The sequence below is a fragment of the Amycolatopsis sp. NPDC058986 genome (genome assembly GCF_042741125.1).
Lineage (GTDB): Bacteria > Actinomycetota > Actinomycetes > Mycobacteriales > Pseudonocardiaceae > Amycolatopsis.
Map to the genome: position 1 here is coordinate 228,744 of NZ_JBHYJW010000006.1, position 24,969 is coordinate 253,712.

23 protein-coding genes are annotated in these 24,969 nt (G+C 71.5%); 14 read left to right on the top strand and 9 right to left on the bottom strand.

Going from position 1 to position 24,969, the window contains the following annotated elements; genetic code table 11:
• Window positions 1-416: 416 nt before the first annotated feature.
• From ACFW0G_RS08635 to ACFW0G_RS08645, 3 genes are all read left to right on the top strand, one after another.
• Entirely contained in the window at window positions 417-1,268 is an 852-nt protein-coding gene (locus ACFW0G_RS08635; RefSeq protein WP_378324245.1) for a PspA/IM30 family protein, read from the top strand.
• 34 nt (window positions 1,269-1,302) lie between these two features.
• Complete coding sequence (locus tag ACFW0G_RS08640) at window positions 1,303-2,316, top strand: hypothetical protein (RefSeq protein ID WP_378324247.1); 1,014 nt, start codon at window positions 1,303-1,305, stop codon at window positions 2,314-2,316.
• Between the two features lie 260 nt (window positions 2,317-2,576).
• A complete protein-coding gene (locus ACFW0G_RS08645; protein WP_378324248.1) occupies window positions 2,577-3,998 on the top strand; it encodes an amidase family protein in 1,422 nt (473 codons plus the stop codon).
• Here ACFW0G_RS08645 and ACFW0G_RS08650 read toward each other — a convergent pair.
• The 6 genes from ACFW0G_RS08650 to ACFW0G_RS08675 form a co-directional block, all read right to left on the bottom strand.
• Window positions 3,967-5,022: a quinone-dependent dihydroorotate dehydrogenase gene (locus ACFW0G_RS08650; RefSeq protein ID WP_378324280.1), complete on the bottom strand. Its 1,056-nt coding sequence runs from the start codon at window positions 5,020-5,022 to the stop codon at window positions 3,967-3,969. The genes ACFW0G_RS08645 and ACFW0G_RS08650 overlap by 32 nt on opposite strands.
• Before the next feature lie 66 nt (window positions 5,023-5,088).
• Complete coding sequence (locus ACFW0G_RS08655) at window positions 5,089-5,649, bottom strand: GNAT family N-acetyltransferase (protein ID WP_378324249.1); 561 nt, start codon at window positions 5,647-5,649, stop codon at window positions 5,089-5,091.
• Window positions 5,650-6,061: 412 nt separating this feature from the next.
• Window positions 6,062-7,111, bottom strand: a complete 1,050-nt coding sequence (gene add / locus ACFW0G_RS08660; protein ID WP_378324250.1) for an adenosine deaminase — start codon at window positions 7,109-7,111, stop codon at window positions 6,062-6,064.
• Between the two features lie 125 nt (window positions 7,112-7,236).
• Entirely contained in the window at window positions 7,237-8,040 is an 804-nt protein-coding gene (locus tag ACFW0G_RS08665; RefSeq protein ID WP_378324251.1) for a DNA-formamidopyrimidine glycosylase family protein, read from the bottom strand.
• A 3-nt stretch (window positions 8,041-8,043) separates the two neighbouring features.
• On the bottom strand, window positions 8,044-8,913 hold the full coding sequence (locus ACFW0G_RS08670; RefSeq protein WP_378324253.1) for a ParA family protein: 870 nt from the start codon (window positions 8,911-8,913) through the stop codon (window positions 8,044-8,046).
• Between the two features lie 10 nt (window positions 8,914-8,923).
• Window positions 8,924-9,691, bottom strand: a complete 768-nt coding sequence (locus ACFW0G_RS08675; protein WP_378324254.1) for a ParA family protein — start codon at window positions 9,689-9,691, stop codon at window positions 8,924-8,926.
• A gap of 71 nt (window positions 9,692-9,762) precedes the next feature.
• On the opposite strand from ACFW0G_RS08675, the gene ACFW0G_RS08680 reads away from it, so the two are divergent.
• The 3 genes from ACFW0G_RS08680 to ACFW0G_RS08690 all read left to right on the top strand — a co-directional run bounded on the left by ACFW0G_RS08680 (window position 9,763) and on the right by ACFW0G_RS08690 (window position 12,515).
• The gene (locus tag ACFW0G_RS08680) at window positions 9,763-10,494 is read left to right on the top strand and encodes a class I SAM-dependent methyltransferase (protein WP_378324255.1); all 732 of its coding nucleotides are present in this window, start codon (window positions 9,763-9,765) and stop codon (window positions 10,492-10,494) included.
• Window positions 10,495-10,689: 195 nt separating this feature from the next.
• Entirely contained in the window at window positions 10,690-11,907 is a 1,218-nt protein-coding gene (dinB, locus tag ACFW0G_RS08685; RefSeq protein ID WP_378324281.1) for a DNA polymerase IV, read from the top strand.
• A gap of 197 nt (window positions 11,908-12,104) precedes the next feature.
• Window positions 12,105-12,515 (top strand): DUF3040 domain-containing protein, encoded by a 411-nt coding sequence (locus ACFW0G_RS08690; RefSeq protein WP_378324256.1) that lies wholly within the window; start codon window positions 12,105-12,107, stop codon window positions 12,513-12,515.
• A 135-nt stretch (window positions 12,516-12,650) separates the two neighbouring features.
• Here the strand turns inward: ACFW0G_RS08690 and ACFW0G_RS08695 are convergent, their stop codons facing one another.
• From ACFW0G_RS08695 to ACFW0G_RS08705, 3 genes are read right to left on the bottom strand one after another with little or no spacing between them, the layout of a single operon-like run.
• Window positions 12,651-15,182, bottom strand: a complete 2,532-nt coding sequence (locus tag ACFW0G_RS08695) for a DUF3488 and DUF4129 domain-containing transglutaminase family protein (protein ID WP_378324257.1) — start codon at window positions 15,180-15,182, stop codon at window positions 12,651-12,653.
• Window positions 15,183-15,238: 56 nt separating this feature from the next.
• Window positions 15,239-16,513: a DUF58 domain-containing protein gene (locus ACFW0G_RS08700; RefSeq protein WP_378324258.1), complete on the bottom strand. Its 1,275-nt coding sequence runs from the start codon at window positions 16,511-16,513 to the stop codon at window positions 15,239-15,241.
• Between the two features lie 33 nt (window positions 16,514-16,546).
• Window positions 16,547-17,629, bottom strand: a complete 1,083-nt coding sequence (locus ACFW0G_RS08705; RefSeq protein WP_378324259.1) for an AAA family ATPase — start codon at window positions 17,627-17,629, stop codon at window positions 16,547-16,549.
• A gap of 285 nt (window positions 17,630-17,914) precedes the next feature.
• On the opposite strand from ACFW0G_RS08705, the gene ACFW0G_RS08710 reads away from it, so the two are divergent.
• The 8 genes from ACFW0G_RS08710 (at window position 17,915) to ACFW0G_RS08745 (ending at window position 24,917) form a co-directional block, all read left to right on the top strand.
• The gene (locus ACFW0G_RS08710) at window positions 17,915-18,265 is read left to right on the top strand and encodes a hypothetical protein (protein WP_378324260.1); all 351 of its coding nucleotides are present in this window, start codon (window positions 17,915-17,917) and stop codon (window positions 18,263-18,265) included.
• 3 nt (window positions 18,266-18,268) lie between these two features.
• Window positions 18,269-18,832, top strand: coding sequence for a DUF3558 family protein (locus tag ACFW0G_RS08715; protein ID WP_378324261.1), 564 nt, complete (start codon window positions 18,269-18,271; stop codon window positions 18,830-18,832).
• A 28-nt stretch (window positions 18,833-18,860) separates the two neighbouring features.
• Window positions 18,861-19,454 (top strand): PE-PGRS family protein, encoded by a 594-nt coding sequence (locus ACFW0G_RS08720; protein ID WP_378324262.1) that lies wholly within the window; start codon window positions 18,861-18,863, stop codon window positions 19,452-19,454.
• The gene (locus ACFW0G_RS08725) at window positions 19,451-20,203 is read left to right on the top strand and encodes an ESX secretion-associated protein EspG (protein WP_378324263.1); all 753 of its coding nucleotides are present in this window, start codon (window positions 19,451-19,453) and stop codon (window positions 20,201-20,203) included. The genes ACFW0G_RS08720 and ACFW0G_RS08725 overlap by 4 nt, the downstream gene beginning before the upstream one ends.
• Before the next feature lie 483 nt (window positions 20,204-20,686).
• Window positions 20,687-21,118: a division/cell wall cluster transcriptional repressor MraZ gene (mraZ, locus tag ACFW0G_RS08730; RefSeq protein WP_378324264.1), complete on the top strand. Its 432-nt coding sequence runs from the start codon at window positions 20,687-20,689 to the stop codon at window positions 21,116-21,118.
• 210 nt (window positions 21,119-21,328) lie between these two features.
• Window positions 21,329-22,291 (top strand): 16S rRNA (cytosine(1402)-N(4))-methyltransferase RsmH, encoded by a 963-nt coding sequence (gene rsmH / locus ACFW0G_RS08735; RefSeq protein ID WP_378324265.1) that lies wholly within the window; start codon window positions 21,329-21,331, stop codon window positions 22,289-22,291.
• Window positions 22,288-22,992 carry a hypothetical protein gene (locus ACFW0G_RS08740; RefSeq protein WP_378324266.1) on the top strand — a complete coding sequence of 235 codons (705 nt, stop codon included), beginning with the start codon at window positions 22,288-22,290 and terminating at the stop codon, window positions 22,990-22,992. The genes rsmH and ACFW0G_RS08740 overlap by 4 nt, the downstream gene beginning before the upstream one ends.
• Window positions 22,992-24,917 carry a peptidoglycan D,D-transpeptidase FtsI family protein gene (locus tag ACFW0G_RS08745; RefSeq protein WP_378324267.1) on the top strand — a complete coding sequence of 642 codons (1,926 nt, stop codon included), beginning with the start codon at window positions 22,992-22,994 and terminating at the stop codon, window positions 24,915-24,917. The genes ACFW0G_RS08740 and ACFW0G_RS08745 overlap by 1 nt, the downstream gene beginning before the upstream one ends.
• Window positions 24,918-24,969: the final 52 nt, after the last annotated feature.

Here is a 24,969-nt window from a genome sequence, read left to right on the forward strand (position 1 = left end):
CCCCCGCGCGCCGCCGTGAGGACGCCTTCTGTGCGGTGGGTGTGACGAAGGCCCCCTTCGGTGTACCGGAGGGGCCGGGGGCGTCCCTCGGCACGTGGCGGCCGGGCGAACGGGCCGGGAACGTCCTCGCACGTCACGAGGTCGCGACGCCCTGGGCGCCGGGATAGCCTTGCTGACCTCACGCAACGCGTTCGGAGCGTCCCGCTGCGCAGTATGCCGAGGTGCCGCCGGAGCGGGTCCGGCGACCACGCAGAGTCAGGGTTAGCCCTGATTTACGCCGGGTCGGCTAGAACGCCGGGGGATGACCTGACACGATGGAACCCAACACCGGGGTCGGGACGTTGCATGAGCAGGGGAGTGACGCCCCACCGACCGGTAACTCAAGCCAGTGGGACGCAAGAAGGCAGGCGGAGGAGATGGCCAACCCGTTCGTGAAGTTCTGGAAGTACATGATGGCGGCGTTCTCGTCGAAGATCGACGAGCACGCCGACCCGAAGGTACAGATCCAGCAGGCCATCGAGGAGGCTCAGCGCAACCACCAGGCGCTGACCCAGCAGGCCGCTTCCGTGATCGGCAACCAGCGGCAGCTGGAGATGAAGCTCAACCGGCAGCTCGGCGACGTCGAGAAGCTGCAGTCCTCGACGCGCCAGGCGCTGGTGCTCGCCGACGAGGCCCGCGCGAAGGGCGACGAGCAGAAGGCGGTCGAGTTCGAGAACGCCGCCGAGAGCTTCGCCGCGCAGCTGGTCACCGCCGAGCAGAGCATCGAGGACCTGAAGACGCTGCACGACCAGTCGCTGCAGGCCGCCGCCCAGGCCAAGCAGGCCGTCGAGCGCAACGCCACGATGCTGCAGCAGAAGCTGGCCGAGCGCACCAAGCTGCTGTCCCAGCTGGAGCAGGCGAAGATGCAGGAGCAGGTCTCCGCCTCGCTGAACCAGATGAGCGAACTCGCCGCGCCGGGCAACACGCCGTCGCTGGAAGAGGTCCGCGACAAGATCGAGAAGCGCTACACCACGGCGCTGGGCCAGGCGGAGCTCGCCCAGAACTCGGTGCAGGGCCGCATGATGGAGGTCCAGGCCTCGACGACGCAGCTGGCCGGGCACTCGCGGCTCGAGCAGATCCGCGCCTCCATGCGCGGCGATTCGGTGGCCCAGGTGACCGACGGCGGCAAGTCCGCCGCCGCGCCCAAGCCCGCCGCGGGCAGCTCGGCGGACATCCAGCGTGAGATCCAGGCCCGCGTCCAGGCCGAGCAGGGCAAGAACCCGGCCTGACGCGCCGGGCAGACCATCACACAGGGGGCTGGGCATGGGAGACCGCAGGAGAAGGGACTGGCGCGGGGAGTACAACGACCTCAGCGCCAAGCTCGAGAAGCACATCGAGCGGTTGCCCGACTACGCCCAGCGCGCCCAGGAGAAGCTGCAACGGTACTTCCCGCCGGACGAGCAGTCCGGCGGGAAGCCCGCGCAGCGGCCCCCGATGCCTGCCCGCCCGCCGATCCCCCGGCGCCCCGCCATGCCTCCGGTACAGCGGCTGGCCGGGATGTCGTTGTCCTCGATGGCCGAGCAGGTCCCGGTGGTGGCCGACGCCAAGGCCAAATGGGACCGCTGGAACCAGCCGGCGGCCAAGCTGGAACGCCGGAAGCGGCGCGCCTCGCGCGCGATGACACTGTGGATCCTGCTCACCATCCTGTGCGGGATCTACATGGTCGCGGCCGGGACCGGCGTGCTCAACGCCGCCGGAACCGCACAGCTCCCGCAGGCGATCGCGGCACTGGCCGGGGTCGTCGTGTTCGGCACCTTCGGCGTCCGGTCGGGAATGCGGCTGCGGTCCCTCAACCGCGTCGAGCTTCCGGCGGCGCCCGCCGGTCCGCCGCCGCTGCCGCCCGCCGGGTCGATGGCGCGGCAGCCGATGGAGCGGCTGGCCGAAAGCGAGGCGTCGCTGGCCGAGCTGCTGCGTCAGCTCTCGACGCCGTCGGCGGCCGGGGTCGCCGCCGTGCCGGACATCTCCGTCGCCGACGCCCGCAACACCGCCGACGAGGCGGCCAAGGCGTTGCGCGGCCTCGCCGACCGCATCCAGGCACTCGAACGCGGCCGCGACGCCGCCCCGGCACGGGAGAAGTCGGCGCTCGAAGCCGCCGTGCGGAAGATGCGCGAACAGCTCGACGACGGTCTCGACGGCTACGGCGCGCTGCTCGCCGCCGCCGGTCGCGCGGTCGCCGCGAGTGGTGACGGCGGGCTCGGCGCTTCGAAGGACGCGCTCACCGACGCCACGGATCGGCTCGCCGGGCTCGCGCTGGCACTGCGCGAACTGTCTTCCTGAAACACTTTTCCGTTCCCCGGAACCGGGGCGCCCCGCGAGCAGGGTCGCGTTTCACCCCGGCGTCACCGCCTGTTCATCGTGCGGTACCGAAACACTCGCGTAATCAGAATCGTCTGGCTACGGAAACGCGTGATGCGTAACGTTTCCGTCATGCCTGGACTGGTGGCACCAGAACGGAAGTGCGCGATGCACTAGAGGTTCACCGGCGCCGACCGTACACAGTGGACGCTTTCTCGATCACGCCGAGGAAAGGACGCCCCGTGAACACGATTCCGCCGGATCCCGAACCCGTACCGTCCCCGCCGCCCAGCGCGCACCAGCGAGTCCTGGCGGCGTTCGAGCGCATCGCCGAACTGGACCGCCCGGAAATCTGGACCACCCTCCGCGCCCAGGAAGACGTCCTCGTCGACGCGAAGGCCGTCGACGAGCGCATTCGCGCAGGTGAGGAGCTTCCGCTCGCGGGCTCGCTGCTCGCGGTGAAGGAGGGTATCGACGTCGCCGGTCTGTCCACCGTGGCGGCTTGTCCGTCCTCTTCGTACCTGCCCGAGATGAGTGCCACCGCGGTCTCGCGGCTCGCCGCCGCGGGCGCCGTCGTGCTCGGCAAGACCGATCCGGAGCAGCTCGCGGCCGACCCGCTCGACGTCGCCAGCGGGGTGGCGGTGGCCGTCTCGCTCGGGATCGTCGATCTGTCGCTGGGTACCGATCTCATCGGGGCCGGCCGTGTTCCCGCCGCGCTGAACGGTGTCGTCGGGCTCAAACCCACGCCCGGCTTGGTGCCGGCGACCGGCATTTCCCCGTCCACGCTCGCCTGTGACAGCGTTGTGGTCTTCGCTCGCGGGCTCGTCGAGGCGCAGCGCGCGGTCGGGCTGATGACCGGTCCGGACAGTCGTGCCTGGCCCGCCGACGTCCGGTTCGGGGTGGGGGAGCACCCGCGGCTCGCGATGCCGGACGACGACTGGCTCCGGTCACTGGCGGCACCCGCGCGGCTCGCGCTCGGCACGGCTGCCGCCGCCCTGCGGTCGTCCGGTGCGGTGGTCGAGCCGTGCAGCCTCGCGGCATTCAGGGAAGCCGGAGAACAACGGGTGCTTGCGGGCTACGACGCGCTGCTGTTGCCGACTCTCCCCGAACATCCCGGTGTCGCCGCGGTCAGGGTGCCGTCGCGGCCCGGCGAGCAGGGCCCGTCCGGGGTCACCGTGGTGACCAGGGCCTTCGACGATCAGCTCGGTCTGGACCTCGCGGCCGTCCTCACCGGTGAGCCGCCGTCGCTCTGCTCGGCGCCCGGTGCCGACCTGGTGGTGTTCGGGGCCCATCTGCGCGGGCAGCCGCTCAACGACCGGCTCATCGCACTGGGCGCGCGGTTCGCGAGTCCGGTTAGGACGGTCGAGCGGTATCGCATGGTGTTGCTGCCGACCGAACCCCCGCAACCGGGCGTCCTGCCCGCGGGGGCCAGCGGGCTCGACGGCGAACGGTGGCGACTCTCGCCGGCGGCGCTGAGCCGCTTCGCCGCCGAACTGCCTGAACCGTTCGTACTCGGCCGGATCGAGCTGGAAGACGGCACCTGTCCGCAGGCTGTGCTGTGCGAGGCCGTGGCGGCCGACGGCGCCGAAGACCTGGCGCGCTACGAGTCGTGGCGCGGCTATCTGCGGTTCGTCAGTACCGCCGGTCCGCGAGACCCCGGGTGACCCGTCGCACCAGACCCGGGCCGTGCAAGGCGAACCCGGTGTAGAGCTGGACGAGGCTCGCTCCGGCGTCGAGCATGCGGGCGGCGTCACCGGCGCCGAGGATGCCCCCGACGCCGATGATCGGCAGCCTGCCCTCGGTCCGGTCCTGCACGAACCGGACGACCTCCAGCGCGCGGGCGGTCAGCGGGCTGCCGGACAGCCCGCCCGTCTCCGCACTGAGCCCGGCCTCGGCCGGGACGATCCCGTCGCGGCCGAGCGTGGTGTTGGTGGCGATGACGCCCGCGACGCCGTGCTCGAGGCAGACCTCGAGAAGCTCGGCCAGCGCCTCGTCGGTCAGGTCCGGTGCGACCTTGACCAGCAAGGGCGTCGGCGGCCGTCCTGCTTCTTCGGCGAGCGCACCGGAGGTGAGCCGCAGTTCGGTGAGCAGCTCCGCGAGCGCGGCGCGGTCCTGCAGCGCGCGCAGGCCGGGGGTGTTCGGGGAGCTGACGTTGATCGCGAAGTAGTCCGCGTACGGGTGCAGCGCGCGCAGCGAGAAGCGGTAGTCCTCGACAGCCTCGTCGAGCGGGGTCACCTTCGACTTGCCGATGCTGATCCCCAGCGGGACACCGGGCTTGCCGCTCGCGGCGAGCCGCGTGGCCAGCGCCTGCGCGCCTTCGTTGTTGAAGCCCATCCGGTTGATCACCGCGTCGGTCACCGGAAGGCTGAACAGCCGCGGCTTCGGATTGCCCGGCTGCGCGTGCCGGGTCACCGTGCCGACCTCGACGAATCCGAACCCCAGCGCGGGCCACGCCGCCAGCGCGCGGCCGTTCTTGTCCATCCCGGCCGCGAGGCCGACCCGGTTGGGGAAGCGCAGGCCGAGCACCGTCACCGGGTCGTCGGTGCGGTAGACCTTTTCGAGTGCCTTCAGCGCGGGCGAGACGCGGCTCAGCCTGGCGAGCGCGGCGACCGTCCGTTCATGCACCAGCTCGGGGTCGTGGTAGGCCATCCGGTACAGCGCCGGACGGACGATCTTCTCGAAGAGCACGGCGTCCATGCTGCCTCATCGCCGCGCCGGCGCTCGGCACAGGTGGTACCCGGCGTGAACCAGCCCTCAGCGGCGGGCCTTCCACTCGTGGTCGAGCATCGCGAAGACGAACTCGTCGGTCCACTCGCCCTTGACCACCTCGTTCTCCCGCAGGTGGGCTTCCTTGCGCATGCCGAGCCGCTCCATCAACGCCGCCGACCGGGTGTTGCGGCCGTCGCAGCGGCCGATGATCCGGTGCAGGCCGAGATCCTCGAACCCGAGCCGCAGCAGCTCGGTCGCCGCCTCGGCGGCCAGCCCCTTGCCGTGGTGATCGGGGTGGAACACGAAACCGATTTCGCCCTGCTGGTGTTCGGCGCTGAGGTACTTCAGGTTGAGGTCGCCGATGAGCTGCCCCGTCGACGCGAGTTCGACCGCGACGGCGAGAAGCTGGCCCTCGGCGGACAGCGTCGAGCTGTGCACGCGTTTGGCCAGCGCGGCGGCCGATTCGGCGCGGCTGCGCGGACCCCAGTAGAGGTAGCGGGCGACGTCGGCCCGTGACTGGAAACTGTTCAGCGCGTCGAGATCTTCGGGCCTGAACGGGCGCAGCAGCAGACGGTCCGTGGTGATCGGATAGTCAGGCCTCAGCATGCCGTTCAGGCTAGTCACGCGAGGTCCGTTCGGGGTAATCGCGTAAACCCCTCTTCGCCCAAGGCCGAACTCCGATCGCCGGACGGTCGTCGCGGCCGGATGGGCGGCCACACGATGATGACTCCAGATATGGGTAACCCCCGGCGTGCCTCCCGAACGCCGTCAAACGTTCGGGCCCGAGCCGGACTGGAGCTCGGGTACGCCGGGGGCCCGGTGACTGCCTGGTATTCGCAGAGGTCACGCGGAACGTGACCGATAGCAGGCAGCACACGAAGCAGGCGATGAGCCGAAGGTGGCTCGCGTTGTATCGCTGCTCAAGGTCCTATCGTGTGCCATCCGCTAGCGGACAGCCACCTCACGAGTCCTTTGGGAATACAACTTAGGACCACCTCCTTTCTCGTGTACCGCCACGCTATGCGAAGTCCTCGGGTTCCGGCAACGTGATTTCGTTGATCTCCTTCACCAGCGCGGTCTTCCGGTCCGGGGCCAGGAACGACACCTCGACCGCGCTCCGGGCGAGCCGGGCGATTTCGGGCGTGCTCAGCCGCAAAGTCCGGGCCACGGCGAGGTATTCGCCGGTGAGCGTGGCCCCGAACATCGGCGGGTCGTCGGTGTTGATCGTGACCACGACGCCGTGATCGAGCATGCGGCGCACGGGATGGGCCTCGATCGAACCGACCTGCCCGGTGCGGACGTTGGACGTCGGGCACACCTCGAGCGGAATCCGGTGTGCCGCAAGGTATTCCAGTAGCGCCGGATCGCCGGCGCAGCTGGTCCCGTGGCCGATCCGCTCGGCGCCGAGGTCGTGGATCGCCGACCAGATCGTCGCGGGCCCGGTGGTCTCCCCGGCGTGCGGGACGCTGTGCAGCCCGGACTCCCGCGCCGCGGTGAAGAACGGTTCGAACTGCGCGCGCCCGACGCCGATCTCCGGCCCGCCGAGGCCGAACGACACGAGCCCGTCGGGCCGTTCGCGCAACGCGAACGTGAGGGTTTCCCGCCCGGCCTTGACACCCTTCTCTCCGGGAATGTCGAAGCACCAGGCCAGTTCGACGCCGTGGTCCGCCGCCGCGGCGGCCCGGCCGGTCTCCAGCCCGGTCAACAGGTCGTCGGCGGACATCCCGTCGAGCAGATGGTTGTACGGCGTCACGGTGACCTCGGCGTAGCGCGCGTTGTGCGCCGCGAGGTCGGCGGCGAGTCCGGTGACCAGGGTGTGGATGTCGTGCCGGTCGCGCACCAGCGAGGTGACCGCCAGGTACACCTTCAGGAAATGCGCGAAGTCGCGGAAGGTGAAGAACTCGGCCAGTTCGGCCGCGTCCGTCGGGACGCCCGCGGCGGGCCGCCGCCGGGCCAGTTCGAGCACGGTCGGCAGGCTCGCCGAGCCGACCAGGTGGACGTGGAGTTCGGCCTTGGGCAGGGCCTGCACGTACGCGCGCAGCGCCTGCCCGGTCAGGATTTCGGGCATGACAAAGCTCCCTGAGAATGGAAGTGAGGTGACGTGCGGAAGAAAGGGCGGGCTCAGGGAGCGAGGTCGCCGCGTTCGGTGTCGGCCCCGTAGAGCGGGAGCTTGAACGTCGTCACGTCGCGATCTTACCGGCTCGGGGCCGGTCCTGGCTGGCATTTCGGGCAATACCAGGTGGGCCTGCGGTACACGTCGTCGCCCTGCTGGGCCACGAGGACCCGGCCGCCGCAGCGGAAACAGCCCTGGCGGGTGCGTTCGTAGACCCAGTTCCGGCGGCCTCGGGCGAGCTCGCCGGTGGTGCTCTGCTCATGCCGCCAGGCGTTGGCCAGCAACAGTTTCCGTGCGAGCGCCACGACCTTCGTGGTGTCCACTTCGGACACCAGGGTCCACGGCGTCACCTTGAGCAGGAAGCAGATCTCGACCTTGTACAGATTTCCGACACCGGCCATGACTCGCTGGTCGAGCAGCACGAGCCCGAGTTCCCTGCCCGGGTCGGCGGCGAGTGCCTCCGCCGCGCGCCGCGCGTGCTCGTCCGTCCATTGTGGATCGAGCAGATCCGGGCCGAGATGAGCCACCAGGGAGCGTTCCTCGGCGGTGGGCACGAGTTCGAGGTCGTGTACCCGGAACCCGATCGCCTGGACGTCCTTCGCCGCCAGGATCACGCGGGCGTGGTGGCCGGGATGACGCCACTTCGCCCCGGCGGGGTAGATGTCCCACGTGCCGTCCATGCGCAGGTGGCTGTGCAGCGTCAGGTCCCCGGAGAACCGGGTGAACAGATGTTTCCCGACGGTCCCGGTGCCCAGCACGTCCCGGCCCGAAAGGTCCACAGTGGCCAGTGCGGGATGACGGAATTCCCCGCGTACCAACGTCTTCCCGGCGAGCGCCTTGTCGAGCAGCTTTCCGGCGAGGAAGACGGTGTCACCTTCGGGCACGGTTCACCCCGCGTTGCCGGTGACTTCCGCCGCTTCGCCCGCGCCGGTCTCCTCGACGTCGTCCTCGCCCTTGACGCGGTGGCGGCCCGCCCGGCTCGACCGCAGGATCTTCGCCAGCACCATGTTGAAGGTCAGCGCGATCTCCTGCGCGCCGGGGGAGTGCCACTCGTGGATGGGACTGCACGCGCCCTGCGCCTGCTGCACGGCGAGCCGGTCGGTGATCGCGGTCGGCATCACCAGCGGGCCGAAGTTCTCGCGCAGCTCGGCGATCCGGAACTGGTGCTCGTACGAGCGGACGCGCAGCCGGTTGACCAGTACGCCGATCGGGCGCAGGTCGGGATTGTTCTCCTTGCGGATCTTCTCGATCGCTTCGAGCGCGCGCTGGGCCCCGGCGACGGCGTACATGGTCGGCTCGGTGACGATCAGCGCGCTGTCGGCGGCGACGAGCGCGGACTTGGTGAGCCTGCCCAGCGACGGCGGGCAGTCGATGATCACCAGGTCGTACGGGGTCTCCCTGATCGGCGCGCGGTGCAGCTCGTCGAGCGCGCGGGAGAGGTTCTCCAGCCTGCGGGGGTCGGCGTCGGGTTCGTTGAGCTGCTCCAGCTCCTCGGCGCCGACGAGGACGTCGACCTCGTCGCTCCAGACGCTCGGCGCGATGGCGCGTTCGAGCACCGCGCGCTGCGGGGTCTCGAGGACGTCGGCCAGTGTGGCGTCGGTGAACGGCGGATCGAGCGAGGTGGTGGCGTTGCCCTGCGGGTCGAGGTCCGCGACGAGAGTCCTCGTTCCCCTACGGAGCGCAGCGGAAGCTACACCGAGAGCGACCGTCGTTTTGCCGACGCCTCCCTTGAGGCTGAGAACGGCGACCGTGTGCACTCGATACAGCCTACGGGCCGACCGGGGTGGCCTTGCCCAGCAAGGTGTCGAACGCCGCAGCGAGATCGCGGGCGCCCGCGGTGCGCAGCCGGTGCAGCGGGGCGCAGGCACCTTGGGCCTGCGCGACGGCGGCACGGTCCGGCAGCACCGGGTCGAGCACGAGGCCGTCGAACGTCTCGCGCAGCTCGTTCACCCGGAAGGTGTGCTCGGTGGACCGCGGTTTCACCCGGTTGACGATCACGCCGAGCGGCCGCAGCCGCGGATTGTGCTGCTCGCGCTCGGCTTCGACGGCCTCGGCGGCGCGCTGCACGCCGGAAACCGCGAACAGCGAAGGCTCGGTGACCAGCAGGGCGGCGTCGGCGGCGACGAGCGCGGAGCGGGTCAGCCTGCCCAGCGACGGCGGGCAGTCCAGCAGCGTGAGCGGGTACGGGTCGGGCAGTTCGGCGAGGGCGGTCGCCAACCTGCCGAGACGGCGTGAGCCGGGCTCGGGGTCGTTGAAGGCTTCGGCCTGTTCGGAGCCGACCAGCACGTCGACGCCTTCGCCCCAGGCGCTGCGGGTGATCGCGGAGGTCACCACGTGGCGGCGCGGGGTGGCGAGGACGTCGGCCATCGTGTTCTTGACCTGACCGGGGTCGAGCGCGGCGGTGGCGTTGCACTGCGGGTCGAGATCGGCGACCAGCGTGCGGATCCCGCGGCCCAGCGCGGCGGAGGCGAGGCCGAGCACGACGGTCGTCTTCCCGACGCCGCCCTTGAGACTGAGTACCGCGATGGTGGGCACGGTGTGCAGCCTAACCGCGAGACGCGGGTGAGGCGCGGGTGAGCGGATGGCGGGCACTACGCTGTGCCGCTATGAAGACCGACACCGTGGCCGCCCGAGGTTCGGGGGTGGTTCGCCGGGTGCTCGAGGCGGAGCTGAAGGCCGCCCGCGCGCGGGGCGTGGAGCAGCCGAGCGTCGTCGACGTCGGCGGTGGCAGCGGCGGCTGGGCCGTTCCGTTCGCCTCGGCGGGGTGCCTGGTCACCGTGGTCGAGCCGAACCCGAACGCGCTGGCGACGCTCCGGGTGCGTGCCGAGGAGGAAGGCGTCTCGCACCGCATCACGGTGATCGCGGACGATTCGGACGCGCTGGCCACCCACGTGCCCGCCGGCTCGGCGGACCTGGTGCTGGCCCACGGCCTGCTCGAAGTCGTCGACGATCCCGCGGCGGTGCTCGGCGCGCTGGCCGCCGCCGCGGCGCCCGGCGGGGCCGTGTCGATCCTGGTCGCGAACCGGCACGCCGCCGTGCTGCACCGCGCGCTGGCCGGCCGGATCGCCGAGGCGCAGGCCTTGCTGGCGAGCGCCGACGGGGTCGTGCCGGACGGGCGGGACACCGTGCTGCGGCGCTTCGACAGCGAGGGCCTGCGGGCGCAGCTCGTCGCCGCCGGTCTCGAGGTGACCCTGTTGCGGGGCGACCGGATCGTCGCCGACGTCGTGCCGGGCGGGGTTCGCGAAGAGGAACTGGCCGAGTTCGAACAGGCCGCGTCCGCCGTCCCGGCGTTCCGCGACGTCGCCGGCCGCCTCCACGCACTGGCCCGCCACCCGTAACCGCGGGTTCTCCGGTCGGGTTTCGTTACTTGTGCTGAAGGACGCCTTTAGTGCATCCAGTGCACTGAAGGCGTCCTTCAGCGCGGCCAACGCACTGAAAGCGTCCTTCAGCACCTTTGCCCGACGCAACGGAATTGTCGGGGGTGGCGGGTAGCGTTCGCCTCGATGGGAAGAAACGCTGAACTGCCTGGGGGAATGGCCCGGTTCCGGGTCACCGCGGGTGCCACGAGCCCGCCGGACGACACCGGCTGCGGGATCCTGCACGTCGACATGGACGCGTTCTACGTGTCGGTCGAGCTGCGGACGCGGCCGGAGCTGGTGGACAAGCCGGTGGTGGTGTCCGGGAACGGCCCGCGCGCGGTGGTGTCGGCCGCGAACTATCCGGCGCGCACGTTCGGGGTGCGCTCCGCGATGCCGTTCGCCGTGGCGAAGCGGCTGTGCCCGCAGCTGGTGTGCATCACGCCGACCTTCGGGCTGTACGGCGAGGTTTCCCGCGGTGTGATGGGGATTTTCCGCGAGCTCACCCCGCTGGTGGAGCCGCTGAGCCTCGACGAGGCGTTCCTCGACGTCAGCGGGGCGCTGCGCCGTCTCGGCGCGACACCGGCCGAGCTGGGGGCGCTGATCCGGGCCAGGGTCGAGGCCGAGCACGCGATCACGTGCTCGGTGGGGGTCGCCAAGGTCAAGTTCGTCGCCAAGCTCGCCTCCGGGATGGCGAAACCCGACGGGATGGTGGTCGTCCCGGCGGCGGAGACCCTCGGCTTCCTCCACCAGCTGCCGGTTTCGGCGCTGTGGGGCGTCGGCAAGCGCACCGAGGAGCAGCTGCTCCAGATGGGACTGACCACGATCGCCGACGTCGCGGCCGCGCCGCTCGCCCGGCTCCGGCGGTCGCTCGGCACCGCCGCCGGTGAGCATCTGTACGCGCTCGCCAACGGCCACGACGATCGCGCGGTGGTCCCGGACTCGGCGGAGAAGTCGATCGGCGCCGAGCACACCTTCGACGTCGACCGCCACGACCGCGCCGAGCTGGCACTGCGGCTGCTCCGGCTCGCCGAACGCGTCGGCGCGACACTGCGGGAGCGCGGGCTGCGCGGCCGCACTGTGTCGATCAAGGTCCGGTTCGCGGACTTCCGCACCATCACCCGCGCCCGCACCCTGCTCACCCCGACCGACGTCGCCCGCGAGATCCACCGCATCGCGGTCGAGCTGCTCACCGAACACGCCCCGTCCGGGGCGGTCCGGCTGATCGGCGTGCGGGTCGAAGGGCTTGTCACCGGCGAGTCGGGGGAGCAGCTCGTCTTCGACTCCCCGGAGCCCCGCTGGCGTGATGCGGAGGTCGCCGCCGACGTCGCGAGGTCCCGGTTCGGTGCCGCCGCGGTGCGCCCGGCGTCACTGCTGACGCCGGGTGAAGAGTGAGTTCCATCGCGGTGACGCAGCGTCAACCCACGTCGCCCGGGAATTCGCCCGATTCGATCCCGACAGGATGCGAGATCGGGTAGTCGGCAGCGCGCGGGACTCGTATCCTGGACAGTGCCACCCCACCTGGGGTTGGCTGTTGGGTCCAGGACGTTGCGCGGCCCGGCGCCCGCGACAGCTGTGCCGGAGGAGGAAAGATGCCACTCTCCGAGCATGAGCAGCGGCTGCTCGATCAGATCGAGCGCGAGCTCTATGCCGAGGACCCCAAGTTCGCATCCACGGTGCGCGGCACCCGGTTGCGGCGCCCCGCCCGTCGAAGGCGCATCCAGGGGATCGCGTTGTTCGTGGTGGGTGTCGCACTACTGGTGCTCGGCGTGGTGGTGCCGCTGTTCCGGGTTGCCGACATCCCGCTGATCAGCGTGCTCGGGTTCCTCGTGATGTTCTTCGGGGTCGTGATGGCCGTGACATCGATCAAGCAGGGTGCCGACGGCGACGGCCAGCGAGCGGGGCCGGGCGACCGCGGCGGCAGCGGGAAGCAGGCCGGCCGCCGCAGCTCGTTCACCCAGCGCATGGAAGAACGTTTCCGCCAGCGCTTCGAAGAGCAGTAACTCCCGTATCGAGCCACGCCGCCAAGGTGCCCGCCTTGGCGGCGTGTTCGCGCGGTCGGCCGATCGTCGGATCCCCGGCCACCGCGGCCGGACCGGTCCCGCGAACGGGTGGGGTAACTCGGGCGGGGGTTTCGCTCAGTTCCTGCGGGTGAACAAGGACTTCGGGAAGAGCTTGCCGCGCCACGACGTCGGCGCGTTCCGGCGCAGGCTGTGCCGCACCTCGCCGAACGACCGGCTCAGTTCCGGATCGGTGTCCTCCCGGCCGCTGTACCACGAACGCTCGACCGCGCCGATCACCGCGCGCAGGCCTTCGCGGCCTTCCTCGTCGAGATGGTGTTTCTGCGCCAGTTTCTGCCCGGCCACGCGCACGGTGTCGCTGTCCGGGATCGGCAGCCCGCGGTCGGCGCATTCGGCCAGCAGCTCCCGCCAGGCCGCGTCCGCGGCGCCGGGACGATGGCTCGCGACGACGCTCAACCGCCGTCGCCGCTGGAAGTCCCGCACCGCGGCGGGTCCGGCGAGCACGGCGAGCAGGACCAGGACGATCAGGCCGAGCCACCACGAAGCCCAGGCCGCGAGGAAGGCGATCCCGGCCGTCCACAGCCCGGCGACCACCAGGGGGACCCAGGCCAGCACCATCCGGGCGCGTTCGTCGCCCACCGCCTGTGTACGAGGCCGTGTCGCGAGCGCCACGGCTCCTTCGTCGCGCGTGGGCTCGGATCCCTGCCCGGGCCGGCTGTCCGCGGGCGACGTCGCCGGACCACCCCGCAACCGTGTTCCGAGGCGTTTGCGGAAGAACACCGCGGCGAGGATGACGAGGACACCCAGCGCCCAGAACACGGCGGCGAGGATGCCCTCCCAGTCGGTGTCGTCCGGCTTCGGCGCTTCGGCCGGTGCCTGGGCCTGGTCCTTGGCCGGGTCACGCGAGGTGCCGGTGGCGGGCGCGCTCGACGTCGGAGCGCTCGGCGCCACCTGGGTGTCGGTCGTCTTGCCCCCGGTCGGACCGTTCTGCTGCAGATACGGCGGGACGACCCCGCGCCCGTCGGCCAGCGGCGTCGGATCGAAGCTCACCCAGCCCCGGTCCCCGAAGTACACCTCGACCCAGGCGTGCGCGTCCTGCGAGCTGATCGACTGGTAGTCGCCCTTGCGGACGCCGGGGGTGAAGCCGATCGCGACCCGGGACGGCAGCCCCGCCACCCGCGCCATCACGGCCATCGCCGAGGCGAACTGCTCGCAGAAACCCCGTTTGCCGACGAGGACGAAGTCGGCGAGCGCGTCCGCGTCGGTCGCGTCCGCTGTCCTCGTGTCGTAGACGAACCCGTTCTGCGCGGTGAAGAACTGCCACAGCGCGGTGGCCTTGTCGAAGTTCGTGGACTTGCCCGCGGTGAGCTGCTCGGTCTTGGCCCGCACACGCGGGTCCACCCGGTCGACCTGGGTGTAGTAGGGCGGCAGGTCGGCGGGGTTCACGTCGACCGTGCGCAGCTCGTCCTGCGTGGGCTGCTTGAGCGACGCGGCCTCGGTGTACGTCGGCGCGCTTTCCTTCCGCGTCGTGAACACCGCCCCGGTGACCCGGTCGTAGAGCCAGTTGTCGGCGACGCCGCGCAGTTCGCGCGGCGCGCCGTAGATCGGCAGCCAGTTGTCGACCCAGCCGGTCGGCTCGATCTGGATCTGCCGGGTGGGACCGGAACCGTCGTCGCCCGGCGCCATCGGCAGCGTCCTGTTCGCCTGCACGCCCTGCTGGGCCTGGCCGCCGTTGCGCAGCCCCCAGCCCTTGTTGGGGGTGTACGTGTCGAGGGTGAACGCGCGCAGCAGCTGCCGGTCCGTGTTGAGCCCGCGCACCTTGAACAGCTCGGTGTTCTCGCCCTGGTCCAGCAGTCCGCGCAGTTCGGTGAAGGGCTCGACGCCGAAGCCGCCGGGGCTGGTGCCCCTGCCACCCGCGCCGTTGCCGCCGAACGGGATCTTGCCGACGGTGCCGACCCAGGTCACCGTCCCGCCGAGCAGGCCGAGCACGATCGCGGTGCTGACGACGGCGATCGGGATCGGCAGCACGCTCGCGGAGCCGCCCGCGCCCGGTGCCTCCCGGGTGCGCCAGCGGCGGTGCCGGTGATTGCCGTCGACCGCGAGCAGCCCGGCGAACGCCGCCGCGCCGAGCACGAAGGTCCACCACGGCAGCATGTCGTCGGCCAGTGCCGCGGGCACGGCGTACACGCACAGCAGCACCAGCCCGGTCGCCGCGGGAGCCGCGGCGGCGACGGCGAGGGTGTCGACGAGGACCGCGACGAGACCGATCGCGATCGTCACCAGGCAGAGGATCGGCGGCGTCCCGTCCACCGGGGCCAGCCCGGTCCGGATCTGCTCCGCCGACGCCGCGAGTGTCTGGCTCAGCTCGTCGAGCGCCCGCGCGCCGGGAATGATCTTGAGGATGCCGTGCGAGGTGAACGAACCGGTGATCAGGAACAGCAGTACGAGCAGCTGGCTGAGCCCGACCACGATCGTCGGCGCCCGCAGCGAGCGCAGCGCGAGCCCGGTGGCGGCGATCAGCACGACCGCGACGAGCAGGTAGCCGAACCACGCCCAGCCCGCGACGACACTGGTCAGCGACGTGGCCGCGCACAACGTCGCGAGCCCGGCCGCGACCGGCGCGACGACGCTGCCCGCCCAGGCGGACATCCGGTTCGGTCCTGGTGGAGGCGCGGTGGGACGCGGGCGCGGCGGCGCGGCGGCGGTCACCGGGGGCCCCCGATCAGCGTGCCGCGGCTCGCGCCCGCCCGGCACAGCTCGCTCCACACCTGCGGCATCGGCGAGGCGGGACCGGCGACGACGACGCCCCAGCCCGCGGCGCGCAACAGCTCGGCGGCGTCCTCGGTGGCGGCGGAGCGCTGCTGCGATCCGTTGACTCCCGCCGACCAGCCCGGTGTGTCCAGCAGGACGGCGAGGCTGCGGATCCCGCGCGGGCGGTACCGGGCCAGCTCGTGCACCGATTCGGCGCTCACCGTGCCGAGCACTGCCACGAGTTCCTGGCCCTCGGCCGGATCGTGGCCGAGGGTGATGTCGCGCTGGTGCGCGGGCTGCAGCGCGGCCAGCGCGTCCAGCACGACGTGGTCGTAGTGGTCGCCGCCCTCGGCGGGGGTGTCCGCGATGGTGGTCCCGTGCTCGCTGACGAGCCGGACGTGGTGGCCGGAGCGGCGCAGGTGCAGCGCGACGGACGCGGCGAACGACACCGCCCACTCCAGGCTCGCCGCCGGCCCCGCGCCGTGATGCGCGGCCGCGCGGTGATCGAGCAGGACGGTCGTCCCGCCGCGCCACGGCCGTTCCTCGACGCGCACCATGATCTCGTCCCGGCGCGCGGTGGACCGCCAGTGCACCTTGCGCAGGTCGTCGCCCATCCGGTACTGCCGCACGATGACGTCCGGCTCGCCCTGCCCGGCGTGCAGCCGGATGGTGCCGTCGTCCCCGGCCCCGATGCCGGCGCCGCTGGGCAGCCCCCACAACGGGAACACCTGCGGCACGACGACGAGCCGGGAGTGCGCGATCAGCTCCCGTTCGAACTCGCACAGCCCGAACGGGTCGGTGATCGTCGCGCGCAGCGGCCCGACCTGCTGGATGCCGCGCAGCACCGGCTGCAACGGGTAGCGCAGCGCGACGCGGCGGTCGTGCGGCAGGCGCTCGACGACGAACCGCGGCCGCGCGCCCAGCGCATACGGGACGCCGTCCTCGAGTAGCACCTCACCCGCCGGAAGCCTGCCGCTGCGCCACAGTTCCAGCTGGACCTCGCCGGTCGAGCCCACCGAGACCCGCTGCGGGTGCAGCGAGCGGGCGGCGCCGATCCGCAGCCGCGAGGCGGAGATGAACACGGTGACCAGCACCGGGAGCGCGACCACGAAGACGGCCACCCGCAGCAGATCCCGCTCGTTGAGCACGAACGAACAGGCCGCCGCGGCGAGCCCCGCGGCGAGGAGGCAGCGGCCACGGGTGGTCAGGCCGGACAGGGCACGCAGCATGCGGTTCTCTCTACTAGCGCCTGGTTTCGTGGCTCAGCGGTGGTTCTGCCCCTGCGGCACCGGGACCCGGTGCAGCACCGCGCGGACGACGTCGGTCGCCGAGCGCCGGGCCGCGTGCGCCTCGGTGGTCAGCACGAGCCGGTGGGCGAGCACCGGGACCGCGACCGCGTGCAGGTCGTCCGGGACGACGTACTCGCGGCCGGACAACGCCGCCTGCGCGCGCGCCGAGCGCACCAGCTGCAGCGTGGCGCGCGGGGAGGCCCCGAGCCGGATCTCCGGCACCTGCCGGGTCGCCGCCGCGATGTCCACCGCGTACCGCCGCACCTCGGGCGCCATGTGCACGTTCCGCACGGTCTGGATGAGCCGGTGCACGGTTTCGCCGTCCGACACCGGCTGCAGCTCCGCGAGGGGGTCGTGCCCGGCGTGCTCGTCGACCATGGCCAGCTCGGCCTGCTGGTCGGGGTAGCCGATGGACACCCGCGCGGTGAAGCGGTCCCGCTGGGCTTCGGGCAGCGCGTAGGTGCCCTCCATCTCGATCGGGTTCTGGGTGGCGATCACCATGAACGGCTCGTCGAGCTCGTAGGTGCTGGTGTCGACGGTGACCTGGTGCTCTTCCATGCACTCCAGCAGCGCGGACTGCGTCTTCGGCGAAGCGCGGTTGATCTCGTCGCCGACCACGATGTTCGCGAACACCGGGCCGGGGCGGAACTCGAACTCGCCGGTCTGCCGGTTGTAGATGGAGACACCGGTGACGTCGCTGGGCAGCAGGTCCGGGGTGAACTGGATCCGGCTGACCGTGCAGTCGATGGAGCGGGCGAGCGCTTTCGCCAGCGACGTCTTCCCGACGCCGGGCACGTCCTCCACCAGGAGGTGGCCTTCGGCGAGCAGCGTGACGAGGGCGACGCGGATGACGTCGGGTTTGCCGACGAGGACCCGCTCGACGTTCGCGGCGATTCGCCGTGCCGTCTCGTGCAGTTCGTCAAGGGAGGCGTGCCCCGGCCGGCCGTTCCGCCTGCCATCGTCCTCCGCCGCGGGGTAGGGCAGCTGGCCCGTCTGCCCCGCCGTCTGCTCGCCCTGCTGCTCCGCGGGCGTCGCAGACTGGATTCTCGACGTCACTCGACCTCCTGGTGCCGCATGGCTGTGCTCGTTTTCCCGCCGGTCGTGGCCGGCCCCCTCGCTGTCCGCCGGTTCGCGCGCAGCGAGCAGCATTCCATTCAGTGTGTCAAACTCGGGCGAACTCGGGGTGAGAACCCCAGGATGCCTGGTTGGTGACGCTGTGCAAGCACGGAGCTTACTCCGTTCGAGGGGTGATTCACCCGATTCTGGGTGCTCCCGTTGACCTGGTGTTTTGTCGTATGCTCCGGTTCGAGGTCACGCGACTACGGAGAGGCGTAACCGCACATGAGCGAGCTGGGCACGAAGCCACCGTTCGACGTCCGCGGCTTCGCGGTCGCACCCGAGCTGGCCACCGACGCCTACGCGAAGATCAGCGCGCTGCAGGACGTGGTCGGTGAGATGGTTCGCGAGGCGAAGGTGCTCGGCCGCACGGTCCCGCTCGGCGGCGGATACGCCACCGAGGTCGGCAAGTTCATGGCGGAGTACGGCATCGGCGGACAGGGCTCGGCCGTGCAGTCGCTGACGGCGTTCGGCAAGGAGCTGGAGAACCTCAAGACCCGGATGGCCGAGGCGCTCGGGCGCTACCAGCACCAGGACGAGGCCGCGGCCGACGGCGTGGACTGCGTCGGTGGCTGACCGGTGAACCGAACGTTTCTCCGCCCGGCCCTGCTCGGCGTGCTCGGTCTGGCGCTCGCGGCCTGCGGCCACGCCCAGGGACAGCCCGGCGCCGCCGCGCACGTGCAGAGTTCCTCCGCGCCGCAGTCGTCCTCTGCTCCTTCTTCTCCGGTGCCCGCCGGGCCGCCGACGCTGGCGACGCTCGACCCGTGCACGCTGCTGTCGCCCACCGACCGGTCGACGGTCGGGGTGAGCGTGATCGGGAAGCCGAAGACGATCGGCGAGGCGAAGGCCTGCGACTGGACGGTGCCCGCCACGTTCGGGGTCACCGTGACGGTGGACGAGAAGCACGGTCTCACCGATCTCGAGGTCGCGCGCAAGACCGCGACGAGGACGAAGGTCGGCGCGCACCAGGCGCTGCACGTGTCCGACCGCAAGGCGGGCGACGGCACCTGTGCGGTACTGCTCGGCGTCGGCTCCGGCGGCAGCGTCCAGGTCGACGTCAGCAACACCACCTTCTCGGACACCGCGCTGGCCTGCAGCCGGGCGGACACGGTAGCCGGGCTCATCGAGCCGAAACTGCCCTAAGCCAGCCAGCGGAAAGGAAGGTGTGCCCGTGCCAGGAGCGGAAGAGGCGGCCACGCGTGTCCCGGCGCCGTCGGCCCGGTACGAGTCCTACAGCCACGAGGCGCTGGCCGCCGAGGTGGCACGGGACAACGACCCGGTGGCCGCGGGCCAGCTCGGCGCGCAGTGGCAGGGACTGGCCCGGCGCTTCGCCGATTCCACCGCCGAACTGAGCGCGCTGGTCAACAACACGCACGAGCACTGGCAGGGCCAGGCAGGCGACGCGGTGCGCGAGGTGCTCGGGACAGCGGCGGGCTGGCTCGTCCAGTCTGCCGGGGTCTCCACCGCCCTCGGCGAGTCGGTGGCCGGGCAGGCCGACGTCGCCGCGCGGGCCAAGGCAGACATGCCGCCGCCGGTCGGCTTCGATCCCGCCTCGATGATCCGTGAGGCCGCCGCGAGCGGGAGCCTGTCGATGCTGGCGGGGCTGTCGGCCGCGATGGACGCGCAGCGCGCCCGCGCCGAGGCCGCCCGGCAGAAGGCGGTCGACGTCATGAACGCGCGGGACGCGGCCTTGCACGGGCTCGTCCCGAGCCGGCGGTTCGAGGCGCCGCCGTCGCTCGGCAATGCGGCGAAGGGCCCGGCTTGATCCGGGTTTCCGCGTCCGCGTTCGACATCCTCTGGGCCGATCTCGGCTTCGCGCGGCCGCCGGATCCGCTGTGCGTGCGCAGCGTCGGCGGTACCGACGCGGAACGCGCGCGGATCCGTGCCGAGGTGTACCGGAACCTCGGCGAGCGTGGCCTGCACGACGGCGAACGGCTCGAACCGGCGCTGGAGGAGCGGCTCGGCCTGCTGGCCGGGGGAGAGGTCTACCTCGCCTGCGAAGCGCTCGCCGACATGACCGCCGAGACGCCGTTCCGTGCCGTGACCGCGGTACGTGGCCGCGACGGCGTCCTCGCGACCCAGCCGGAACAGACGATCGCCCTGACCGATATCGGCGCCGCCGAATGGTGCTCGGCGATCGTGGACGTCTTGCCCGAGCTGAGCGCCGGGCCCGGCTACGGCCTCACACTGCCGGCGTCGAGCCTCGGCGAGGGCGGGGACCCGGTGTACGGGGAGCGAGGCGCGCGATCCGCGGCGTCCGCGGCGCAGCTGCGCGAGGTGCTCGCGATCCAGGCGCGCCCGGTGTACAGCGCGGGACAGTTCAGCGTTTCCGTGCGGGGCACGGACGGCCGGGTCCGTCGCGCGGGCGGGCTGACATGGTTCGACACCGACGTCGGCGCGTACTGCGCGGGAACCTCCCCTGGGCGCGGTGGTCAGGAGTGGGTCACGGTGTCCCCAGTGGACAGTCAGCGCCTCGTCGACCGGATCGCCGCCCTCCTCACCACCGACGCCTAGCGACACCTTCTTTCCGGTTCCTCCCCGGCGGTCTCGTGGCGCCCTCATGCGCCCCAATGTGGCGTTCGGTGCGCTGGACGCACCCAATGCCACATTGGGGCGCTTGACCCCCGTCCCCACCGAGCCCCACAGGTGCCCCCACCCGGCCCCACCCGGTTCCCCACAGTGCCCCACCGGGGTGCCCCACCTTTCCCCACAGCGCGCCCACGTGGTCTTCTCGCGGCCGTCAACCGGACGTTTCAGGCCCCGTTCCGGTTGCCTGGGACCCCGGTGCGGGGGATCTTGGCCACGGTCCCCCACGTCACCCCCCACCCGGCCCCACCTTGCTGACCAGCGCAAACGTCTGACACGACGGAGTGGTGACGGCGCCGGTCGCGTTGACTGTGGTGAAAAGTGGGGTACGGTGGTGCGCAGTGGGGCAGAAGGGAGCCCCGTGGCCGAATCCGATGGTTTCCATCGGGCTCGGTAGGGAGGTGGAGGCCGGTGTTCCTCGGCACCCACACCCCGAAGCTGGACGACAAGGGGCGGCTCACGCTGCCCGCGAAGTTCCGCGACGCGCTCGCCGGTGGGCTGATGATCACCAAGGGGCAGGACCACTGCCTTTTCGTCTTCCCCCGCGCGGAGTTCGAGCAGATGGCACGCAAGGTCGCCGAAGCGCCGTTCACCAACGAGTCGGTTCGGGCCTACCAGCGCTATCTCTTCGCCGGGACGGATGAACAACGCCCGGACGGGCAGGGGCGCATCGCCATCGCGTCCGAGCTCCGCCGCTACGCGGGGCTCAACAAGGAGTGTGTGGTGATCGGTGCGATCACCCGGTTGGAGATCTGGGACGCCCAGGCGTGGCAGGGCTACCTGGATGAGCACGAAGACAGCTACGCGCAGGCTCGAGAGGAAGTGTTGCCGGGCGTCTTCTAGGCGTGGCCGTGCCGGGAGCACCCCAGTCGTCGGGGGACGGGGGTTCTCCGGCGGCCGCGGACGGAAAGCGACCGCGTGGATGCCGTGAGGCCTCTGTCCGCTCAACAGCCCTGGTGCACCTTCCCCGGCACCAGGTCCGAAGCGGGCGGACAGGGACCTGACGGCATCCGCCACATTCACGGGTGTACGGCAGCGGAAAGGGGGAAGGTCATGACAGCCGAACACGAGCACGTTCCGGTGCTGCTCGACCGGATCCTCGAGCTGTTCGCACCCGCCCTCGCCGATCGCGACGCGGTGCTGGTCGACGCGACCGTCGGCCTCGGCGGTCATTCCGACGCCCTGCTGGCGGCGTTCCCGCGGCTGCGCCTGGTGGCGCTGGACCGCGACCCCGCCGCGCTGGAACGGTCCGGGGAACGGCTGGCCCGGCACGGGGACCGGGTCGATCTGGTCCACACCGTCTACGATGGACTGCCCGCCGCGCTCGCCGGGCTCGGACTGTCCCGTGTGGACGGAATCCTGTTCGACCTCGGCGTCTCCTCGATGCAGCTCGACCGCGCCGAACGCGGGTTCGCCTACGCCAGGGACGCGCCGCTGGACATGCGGATGGACCCGACCACCGGGTTCACCGCCGCCGACGTGCTCAACACCTACGCGCCCGGCGAGCTGGTGCGCATCCTGCGCGACTACGGCGAGGAGCGGTTCGCCCAGCGGATCGTCAAAGCCGTTGTGGCGGAACGGGAAAAGGAACCCTTCACGCGCAGCGCGCGGCTGGTCGAACTGCTCTACGACGCGGTGCCCGCGGCGAGCAGGCGTACCGGCGGGCATCCCGCGAAGCGGACGTTCCAGGCCTTGCGGATCGAGGTCAACGGCGAGCTGGAGGTGCTGCGCCGGGCGATGCCCGCGGCGCTGTCCGCGCTCGCGATGGGCGGCCGGATCGTCGTCGAGTCCTATCAGTCCCTCGAGGACAGGCTGGTCAAGCAGGCGCTGGCCGAGCTGGCGAAATCCCGTACACCGGAAGGACTTCCGGTGGAACTGCCCGGGCACGGCCCGGAGCTGAAGCTACTGACGAGAGGGGCCGAGAAGGCCTCGGACACGGAGATCGAGCAGAACCCGCGGGCCGCTTCGGTGCGGTTGCGGGCCGCAGAACGGATCGGAGAGGCAGCGCGACGATGACCGCTCCCACGAAGTCCCGCGGCCGCCGTACACCGGCGACGCGCCAGCGTGCCACCAACCGGAACGCGGTGGAGCTGGAGCCGGGAACCACGACGGCGCAGCCGGACGCCGCGCCGCGCCGCGCGTCGCGAGGCCGGACCTCCGCGGCCGAACGCGCCTACGCGCGCCGTGCGCAGCGCGCCGATCTGCTGTCCCAGCGCGCCCCGCGGCCGGCGCCCCGGCCCGACGCGAAGAAGCCCGAGCGGCGCAAGCTCAAGCTGAGCTGGCCGAAGTCGCGCGCGTCGTTCGTGCTCGCGATGATGGGCCTGCTGGCCGTCGGGGTCGCGACGACGCTTTGGCTGACCACGCAGGCGATCGCCGACTCCTACCGCCTGGAGCAGTTGCGCACCACCAACGCGAGCCTGGCCGAGGCCAAGGCGAAGCTGCAGCGCGACGTCGCCAAGGCCGAGTCGCCCGGCTCGCTCGCCCCGGCGGCGCAGCAGGGCGGGCTGGTGCCCAGCGGCGACCCGGCCCGGATCATCGTCGGCCCCGACGGCAAGACCACGCTCGTGGGCGAGCCGAAGAAGGCGCAGGACGCGCCGCCGGCGGCCCAGTCCGTGCCGCCCGCCGCCCCGGCGGGCGGGCCCCCGCGCGGGGCGCGGACCGAGGGTGACCTGACAGCGCCACCCGCCGAGACTCCGGCGGAGCAGGGAGGCCACTGATGGCGGGCAGGCCGGGACCGGCACGCACCCGCGCGTCGGGCAGCGCCCGGCGGACCTACGCCGCCGGGACGCGCCGCGCGGTGGCCAAGCGCGGCAACGGCGGGCAGCGCGGCCGGTTCTCCGCGGTGCGCATCATCCTGGTCGCGGTGATGATCGCCGCGGGCGCGAAGCTGGTGCAGGTGCAGTGGTTCGAGGCGGGCGCGCTGTCGGCCGCCGCCGAGCGGCAGCGCACCCTCACCATCGACATCCCGGCCCAGCGCGGGTCCATTGTGGACCGTAACGGCGGGAAGCTCGCGTTCAGCGCGGAAACCCGCACGCTTTCGGTGAACCTCAAGGCCCTGCACAAGTCGATGGACGAGTTCGCCGCGAAGAACCCCGCCAGCGGACGGAACTTCGAGAACGAGGTCGCGGGCGCGGCGAAGTACATCTCGGCGAAACTGCCAGGGGTGATCAGCGAGCAGCAGCTGCTGACGCTGTTCCACAAGCCCGACGCGTTCACCTACCTGGTCAACAACATCGAGCCGTCGGTGGCCGCCGACATCGTCAAGAAGTACGCGTGGATCGGGGTGGAGAAGCGCGCCAAGCGGGAGTACCCGGGTGACTCGCTGGCCTCGAACATCGTCGGGCTGGCGAACTGGCGCATGGACGACCCGGACGTCTCCAAGCACAACATCCACGGGGTCGTCGGGCTGGAGGCCGCGCGCGACGACGACCTCGCGGGCACGCCGGGCCGCCGGATGGTGAACACGCAGAACGGCAACGACAACGTCGTCATCCCCGGTACCGAACGCGATCTCCAGGCCGCGATCCCCGGGTCGAACCTCGAGCTGACCCTCGATTCGGACGTCCAGTACGAACTGCAGCGGCAGCTGACGGACTACGTCGCGCAGTCGCACGCCAAGGGCGGCCAGGCCGTGGTGATGGACGCGAAGACCGGCGAGGTCTACGGGCTGGCCGACGCGAAGACGTTCAACCCCAACGATCCGGCGACGCTGCAGGACCCGGAGAACCTCAACGACCGGCCGGTCACCACGCCGTTCGAGCCCGGTTCGGTGAACAAGGTGGTCACCGCGACCGCGGCGATCGACGAGAACGTGGCCACACCGGAGTCGACCCTGCAGGTCCCGGGCAGCCTGAAGGTCGCCGACCGCACGGTGAACGACGCGTGGCCCCACGGCACGCAGACGTTCACCACGACCGGGGTCTTCGCGAAGTCGTCCAACGTCGGGACGCTGCTGCTGGCGCAGAAGGTCGGCGAGGAGCACTACCTCGACATGCTGAAGAAGTTCGGCATCGGCCAGAAGACCGGTATCGGCCTGCCCGGCGAGAGCGGCGGGTACGTGCCGCCGCGCAGCCAGTGGTCCGCGTCGACCTTCGGCAACCTGCCGATCGGCCAGGGCCTGTCGATGACGATCCTGCAGATGACCGGGATGTACCAGGCGATCGCCAACGACGGGCTGCGCGTCGAGCCGCGGATCGTGAAGGCGAAGGTCAGTCCGGACGGGACGGTCGTGCCCGAACCGGCGCCGAAGACCGCCCAGGTGGTCAGCCCGCAGACCGCGAAGACGGTGCGCGACATGATGCGCGCCGTGGTGCAGAAGGGCAAGGGCCAGGACGTCGGCACCGCGCCGAGCGCGGCCGTCGAGGGGTACCAGGTCTCCGGCAAGACCGGCACCGGCCAGCAGATCGACCCGAAGACGAAGGCCTACAGCGACACGCTGAACAACATCACCTTCGCCGGGATCCTGCCCGCCGACCACCCGCGGTTCGTGGTGGGCATCCGGCTCGACGCGCCCGACACGACGCTGCCCGCCGGGCACTCGGCCGGGCCGCTGTTCCACTCGATCGCGTCGTACCTCGGCCAGCGGTACCAGATCCCGATCTCGGACAGCCCCGCCCCGGTCGTCCCGCTGGTCCTGCCCTGAGCGCACGGCAAAGCGCCGTTAAGGCCACCTTACGGGCGTCCGACGCCCGTAA